This is a genomic window from Tenacibaculum profundi (genome assembly GCF_057162725.1).
The window spans coordinates 3700863-3707328 of sequence record NZ_CM169894.1; the positions used below are offsets into that span (position 1 = coordinate 3700863).

Sequence of the window (6466 nt, forward strand, 5' to 3'; positions counted from 1 at the left end):
ATGAAAAAGATATTTATAATTATAAGTATTGTATTTTTTAGTGCAAAGTTATCTGCACAGGAAGTAGATTTACCACAATATGTAAGCCATTTAGCTGATAACCCATTTTTAGTATCTCCCGCATATGCAGGAATTGGAACAGGGTTTCAGTTAAGGCTTAATGGGGTAAGTCAATGGGTAGGATTAAAAGGAGCTCCTGATACACAGTCTCTTTCAGTAGAGACTCGAATTGCCGATACATTTGGTGGAGGGCTCACGGTTTTTAATGATAAGAATGGTTTTACTTCACAGCAAGGAGCAAGATTATCACTTGCAAAACATTTAACCTTAAGTGATTTTCATGACAGTTTTTTATCATTTGCTTTTACATTTAGTTATACGCAATTTAATATTGATACTTTTGATAATAATACAACCCAGGCTGTACCTAATAGAGCATTATCAAATTCAAATTTTGATGTAGGATTATTATATAGATATGAATTTTTTAGCATTACAGCGAATGTAGTAAATCTATTAGACCGTAAAATAGAAGACTTTTCTTCGAATGAACCAAAAGTTCTCAGAAAATATAATTTCTTTGGTTCATATGTCTTTACTAGAATTAGTCGAGATTTTGAATTAGAGCCTTCTGTAATGGTTGAATACAGAGAGTTTGATAAACGTTCTAGAACTGATGTAAATATTAAAAGCCGAAGGCGTATAAAGGATGGTTATGTTTGGACAGGTTTAAGTTATACCTTTTTAAATGATCAGTTTTTTAAACCAAATGCTATAGCTCCGTTATTCGGACTTAAGAAGGGGGCTTTGTATGCATCATATGGATTCAGTATAAATCTAAATGAAACACAGGATTTTAACTATGGAACACATATGATTACGCTTGGATTTGACTATGAACGTAGACCAAGTTTAGCACGTTGTACCCAAAAAATGATAATATTCTAGAAATAAAGATAAAAATTGTTTAAAATCCTCAAGATCTATATAAATCTTGAGGATTTTCTTTTACTTTGCATTAATGAGTAATCAAGATTCAATTAATTTAAATAAGTTCATTAGTAGCACAGGTATTTGTTCGAGAAGAGAAGCCGAAAAATACATTATTGAAGGAAGAGTAACAATTAACAACCAGATTGCAAAGTTAGGAAATAGAGTTTTTGATGGAGATATTGTTAAAGTTGATAACAAGTTATTAAAAAGTAGACCAAAAACTTTATACATTGCTCTAAATAAACCCATAGGTATTGTCTGTACAACAGATAGTAAAGAGAAAAAAAATATTGTCAAATTTATTGGGCATTCAGAGAGGCTGTTCCCTATTGGAAGGTTAGATAAACCTTCTGAAGGACTTATATTTCTTACAAATGACGGAGATATTGTAAATAAAATTTTAAGAGCTGGAAATAACCACGAGAAGGAGTATACTGTTACAGTTGATAGAGATATAGATGAACGTTTTATTAAACGTATGGCTAACGGTATCCCAATTTTAGGAACGGTAACAAAAAAGTGTAAAGTTGAACGCATAAATAATAGAACTTTTAAAATTATTTTAATTCAAGGGTTAAATCGTCAAATACGGCGAATGTGCGAGTATTTAGGATACGAAGTCAAGAAGTTGATAAGAGTAAGAATAATGAATGTCACTTTAGGTAATTTGAAGGTCGGTGAATGGAGAGAACTAAGTAATAAAGAAATGTTAATAATTAATACCCTAGTCGCTGGTTCATCTAAAACAGAAGAGGCTTCCAATCTGGTACCTAAAAATCAAAAAGGGGTAGGGTTTACAAAAAAAACCAAGCAGAAGTGGGGAAGAAGAAGATCTTCATAAAATGATATTTCCTAAACATAATTAATAAGTTTAGTATAAAATCTTATTAATTAAAATAAACTTTTAACTTTCTACTTTTCAACATTAAACTTACATACGTATATTTGCTGACTATGCAGTTTGATTTAAAAATAACAGATTCCAAAAGTAAAGCCCGAGCGGGAGTTATTACTACGGATCACGGAACGATTGAAACACCTATATTTATGCCTGTAGGTACGGTTGCTACCGTAAAAGGGGTACATCAATCAGAACTTAAAAATGATGTTAATCCTGATATTATTTTAGGTAATACTTATCATTTATATCTACGTCCACAAACTGAAATCCTAGAACAAGCTGGGGGTTTACATAAGTTTATGAGTTGGGATAGAAATATTTTAACAGATAGCGGTGGATACCAGGTTTACTCTCTTTCAGGAAGACGAAAAATTAATGAAGAAGGGGTAAAGTTTAAGAGTCATATAGATGGATCTCTACATTTTTTTACACCAGAAAACGTTATGGAAACGCAACGTTCCATTGGAGCCGACATCATAATGGCATTTGATGAATGTACACCTTATCCATGTGACTATAGCTATGCTAAACAATCAATGCATATGACACATAGATGGCTTAATCGTTGTATTAAACATCTAGAGAAAGTACCACCAAAATATGGATATGAACAAACACTCTTTCCAATTGTGCAAGGTAGTACGTATAAAGACTTGAGGTTACAGTCTGCTGAATTTATAGCTTCAGTTGGAGCAAATGGAAATGCTATAGGAGGATTATCAGTCGGAGAACCTGCTGAAGAAATGTATGCCATGACAGATGTGGTATGTAGTATACTGCCCGAAGACAAACCAAGATATTTAATGGGGGTAGGAACACCAATTAATATTTTAGAAAATATAGCTCTAGGCGTTGATATGTTTGATTGCGTGATGCCAACAAGAAATGCAAGAAATGGAATGTTGTTTACAGCTCATGGCACTATTAACATTAAGAATAAGAAATGGGAAAATGACTTTTCGGCTATTGACGAAATGGGACATACTTCTGTTGACACAATGTATTCAAAAGCATATTTAAGACATTTATTTGCTGCAAGAGAGATGTTAGGAAAGCAGATAGCTTCTATACATAATCTTGGTTTTTATTTATGGTTAGTACGTGAGGCTAGGAAGCATATATTAATAGGAGATTTCACAGAGTGGAAGAATAAAATGGTAAAACAAATGGACAAACGACTATAGAGATTGAAGCTTTTAGATAAATATATACTAAAAAGGTACTTGACTACATTTTTATTTACCTTGCTTATTCTAATACCTATTGCGGTAGCTATTGATATTGCTGAAAAAATAGATAAGTTTTTAAGGCATGAAAACTTGTCATTATTTGAATTAGTAAATGATTACTACAAAAATTTTGTTATTTATTATGCCAACACCTTTATGCCATTGGCTTTATTTATAGCTGTTATCTTATTTACATCACGGTTAGCAAATAATACAGAAATAGTTGCTATAAATAGTTCACAAATATCGTTTACTCGCTTTCTATACCCTTACTTCATAGGCGCAACTATTTTAGCAACGCTAGCATTATTTATGAATCACTATTTCGTGCCAAACAGCAGTAAGACTAGAAGAGGATTTGAAAAAAAATATCTTTCTCGTGTTAAATATGAAGATAAAACTGTTCGAGATTTTAGTTTACAATTAAATGATAGCACTTATATTTTTATTCAAAATTTTAATCTTGAAAGAAATTCAGGATATAATTTCTCAACAGAAATATACAAAGGAATTCATCTAAAATATAAGCTGACAGCTGATAATATTAATTGGAACGAAAAAGATAGTACATACAAATTATACAATTGGAAAGAAAGAAAAGTTTTAAAAAATAGAGATAGTATTTTTACGGGAAGTTCCTTAGATACAACTTTTACCTTTACACCAAATGATTTAAATTATAAATCAATAGTAGCTCAAGAGATGAGATCAGGTGAAATTAAAGATTTTATTAAAATTTCTAAAAAAAGAGGAATAAAAAATTTAAATGCTTACTACGTAGAATTATACAAAAGATCAAGTTTACCAGTAGCATCCTATATTTTAACCTTAATAGCTGTCGCCTTAGCTCATAAGAAAAAAAGAGGAGGTTTAGGAGTCAATTTAGCTTTGGGTATTGCGGCAATGTTTGTTTATGTATTTTTTATGAAAGTAGGCGAAGTTCTTGGCGCTGTTGCAGGCGCAGACCCATTAATTAATGTTTGGATACCCAATATTATGTTTGGTATTTTTGCAATTTATTTATTTTGGAATGCAAGAAAATAAGCTAAAGAATTATTTGCATCTCCATTTAATTGTTTTTATTTGGGGGTTTACTGCTATACTAGGAGAACTAATATCGATAGAAGCGGTACCATTGGTTTGGTTCAGAATGTTTTTGGCTGTTATTTTTATACTTTGTTACTTTTTAATTAAACGAGAAAATCTTAAAATTGATACCAAAGCAATTTTTAAATTCTTCTTTTCTGGAGTTATTATAGCTATTCATTGGATTACTTTTTTCAAGGCTATTAAAGTTTCAAATGTTTCAGTAACATTGGTAACAATGAGTACAGGTGCTTTTTTCGCTTCTATTATTGAACCTTTGATTTTTAGGAAAAAAATACAACCACTTGAAATTTTTATGGGGCTATTAGTGATATTAGGATTGTATATAATTTTTAATTTTGAAGGCCAGTATATTTGGGGAATCGTTTTTGCGCTAATATCAGCTTTTTCATCTGCTTTATTTTCTGTTCTAAATGGGTTGTATATAAAAAAACACAAAGCAACTGTAATTTCATTTTATCAATTACTTTTTGGTGGAATAGGGGTCACTATTTTTTTGTTTTTTTCAAACCAATTCACCAATAATTTTTTTTATTTAAAAGGCTCAGATTGGTTTTATTTAGTGCTTTTAAGTAGTATTTGTACCTCCTATGCATTTATAGCGTCGGTTAAAGTAATGAAATATTTAACACCCTATACTGTTATGTTAACAATTAATTTAGAGCCCATTTATGGAATAATATTGGCTTTACTTGTATTAGGGGAGAAAGAACAAATGAATCCAGAGTTTTACTACGGGGCGCTAATAGTATTACTCGTGGTGATATTAAATGGAGTTATCAAAAATAAGAGCGTGTTGATCAGAAAAATATCGATAAAAAAATCACTCAAGTAAGTAAGCTGCATATTTTTTTTAGTATGTTTGTCTTCATTTAAACAACTGAAAAATTAAGTAAAAAATCAAACTATAACACTATGGAATATTTAGATTTTGAAATGCCTATTAAAGAATTAAAAGATCAATTGGCAAAATGTTATGACATAGGAAAGGAAAGTGATGTAGATGTTACTGAAATGTGCAGTAAAATAGAAAATAAATTAGAGAAAACTAAGAAAGACATATATAAAAACTTAACTCCATGGCAAAGAGTACAGTTATCACGTCACCCGAATAGACCGTATGCTTTAGATTATATTCATGCACTTTGCGGTAATACTTTCATGGAATTACATGGTGATAGAAGCGTTAAAGATGATAAAGCAATGATTGGAGGTTTAGGAAAAATCGGAGATCAATCTTTTATGTTTATAGGCCAGCAAAAAGGCTATAATACAAAAACTCGCCAATACCGTAATTTTGGGATGGCAAATCCTGAAGGGTATAGAAAAGCATTACGCCTAATGCGTATGGCAGAAAAATTTCGTATACCAGTTGTAACTTTTGTAGATACACCTGGGGCTTATCCAGGCTTAGAAGCAGAGGAAAGAGGTCAAGGTGAGGCTATTGCTAGAAATATTTTTGAAATGTGTCGATTAAATACACCTATTATAACAATTATTATTGGTGAGGGTGCTTCAGGAGGAGCTCTTGGTATTGGAGTCGGAGACAGAGTTTTAATGCTTGAAAATTCATGGTATTCAGTAATATCTCCAGAAAACTGCTCTTCAATCCTTTGGAGGAGTTGGGATCAAAAAGAAAGAGCAGCAGAAGCACTAAAGCTCACAGCTGATGATGGCATAAAGCTTAATATTGTTGATGGTATCATAAAGGAACCGTCAGGAGGAGCACATTCAAATAGAGAAGAAACATTTGAAGCAGTAAGGAATCAAATTATGACTGCATACAAAGAGTTAAATACTCAGGAAATATCTACAATAGTTAATGATCGTATGAATAAATACATTAACATGGGAGTTTATAAAGAGTAATAACGAAAAATAATCAAACTAAAAATAAAAGCCGAAAGTAAGCATTACTTTTGGCTTTTATTTTTAGTTTTCCATCCGTCTACATCTAATGGTATCTTATAGAAATTTATAGCATACTTGAAAGTCTATCATCTAACTTGTGTTTGATAGCGTTTTTGATATTTTACATGTTTATAAATTAGGGTTCGATAAATAGATTCATATGAAAAATAGCAACTAATTTATAGGATAACTATTATTTGATAATACTTTCAAATAAAAAGTAATTTTTTAGTTTTTTTCGAAATCGTAGTTATAAGTTTTAGTGTTTTTTGAGCTATTCAAAGTTCTCTAATTTTTCTTCAATAACGCTTCTAAAATTATTACT

The 6466-nt window shown here is 30.9% G+C and carries 6 protein-coding genes; all 6 read left to right on the plus strand.

The features are described from left to right. The 6 genes from AC2GW8_RS15135 (at nucleotide 1) to AC2GW8_RS15160 (ending at nucleotide 6099) form a co-directional block, all read left to right on the plus strand. Nucleotides 1-948 (plus strand): PorP/SprF family type IX secretion system membrane protein, encoded by a 948-nt coding sequence (locus tag AC2GW8_RS15135; RefSeq protein WP_440880717.1) that lies wholly within the window; start codon nucleotides 1-3, stop codon nucleotides 946-948. 73 nt (nucleotides 949-1021) lie between these two features. Beyond that, nucleotides 1022-1834 carry a 23S rRNA pseudouridine(2604) synthase RluF gene (rluF, locus tag AC2GW8_RS15140; protein WP_440880718.1) on the plus strand — a complete coding sequence of 271 codons (813 nt, stop codon included), beginning with the start codon at nucleotides 1022-1024 and terminating at the stop codon, nucleotides 1832-1834. Nucleotides 1835-1947: 113 nt separating this feature from the next. Beyond that, nucleotides 1948-3078 carry a tRNA guanosine(34) transglycosylase Tgt gene (gene tgt, locus AC2GW8_RS15145; protein WP_440880719.1) on the plus strand — a complete coding sequence of 377 codons (1131 nt, stop codon included), beginning with the start codon at nucleotides 1948-1950 and terminating at the stop codon, nucleotides 3076-3078. A gap of 3 nt (nucleotides 3079-3081) precedes the next feature. Then, the gene (locus AC2GW8_RS15150) at nucleotides 3082-4167 is read left to right on the plus strand and encodes an LptF/LptG family permease (RefSeq protein ID WP_440880720.1); all 1086 of its coding nucleotides are present in this window, start codon (nucleotides 3082-3084) and stop codon (nucleotides 4165-4167) included. Continuing rightward, nucleotides 4154-5065 carry a DMT family transporter gene (locus tag AC2GW8_RS15155; RefSeq protein WP_440880721.1) on the plus strand — a complete coding sequence of 304 codons (912 nt, stop codon included), beginning with the start codon at nucleotides 4154-4156 and terminating at the stop codon, nucleotides 5063-5065. The genes AC2GW8_RS15150 and AC2GW8_RS15155 overlap by 14 nt, the downstream gene beginning before the upstream one ends. 80 nt (nucleotides 5066-5145) lie before the next feature. Then, nucleotides 5146-6099, plus strand: coding sequence for an acetyl-CoA carboxylase carboxyltransferase subunit alpha (locus AC2GW8_RS15160; protein ID WP_440880722.1), 954 nt, complete (start codon nucleotides 5146-5148; stop codon nucleotides 6097-6099). Nucleotides 6100-6466: the final 367 nt, after the last annotated feature.

Excerpts from the sequence above, each read along its gene's own strand:
- AC2GW8_RS15155 (WP_440880721.1), top strand. The coding sequence starts at position 4,154 with ATGCAAGAAAATAAGCTAAAGAATTATTTGCATCTCCATTTAATTGTT.
- AC2GW8_RS15160 (WP_440880722.1), top strand. The coding sequence starts at position 5,146 with ATGGAATATTTAGATTTTGAAATGCCTATTAAAGAATTAAAAGATCAA.
- AC2GW8_RS15135 (WP_440880717.1), top strand. The coding sequence starts at position 1 with ATGAAAAAGATATTTATAATTATAAGTATTGTATTTTTTAGTGCAAAG.
- tgt (WP_440880719.1), top strand. The coding sequence starts at position 1,948 with ATGCAGTTTGATTTAAAAATAACAGATTCCAAAAGTAAAGCCCGAGCG.
- rluF (WP_440880718.1), top strand. The coding sequence starts at position 1,022 with ATGAGTAATCAAGATTCAATTAATTTAAATAAGTTCATTAGTAGCACA.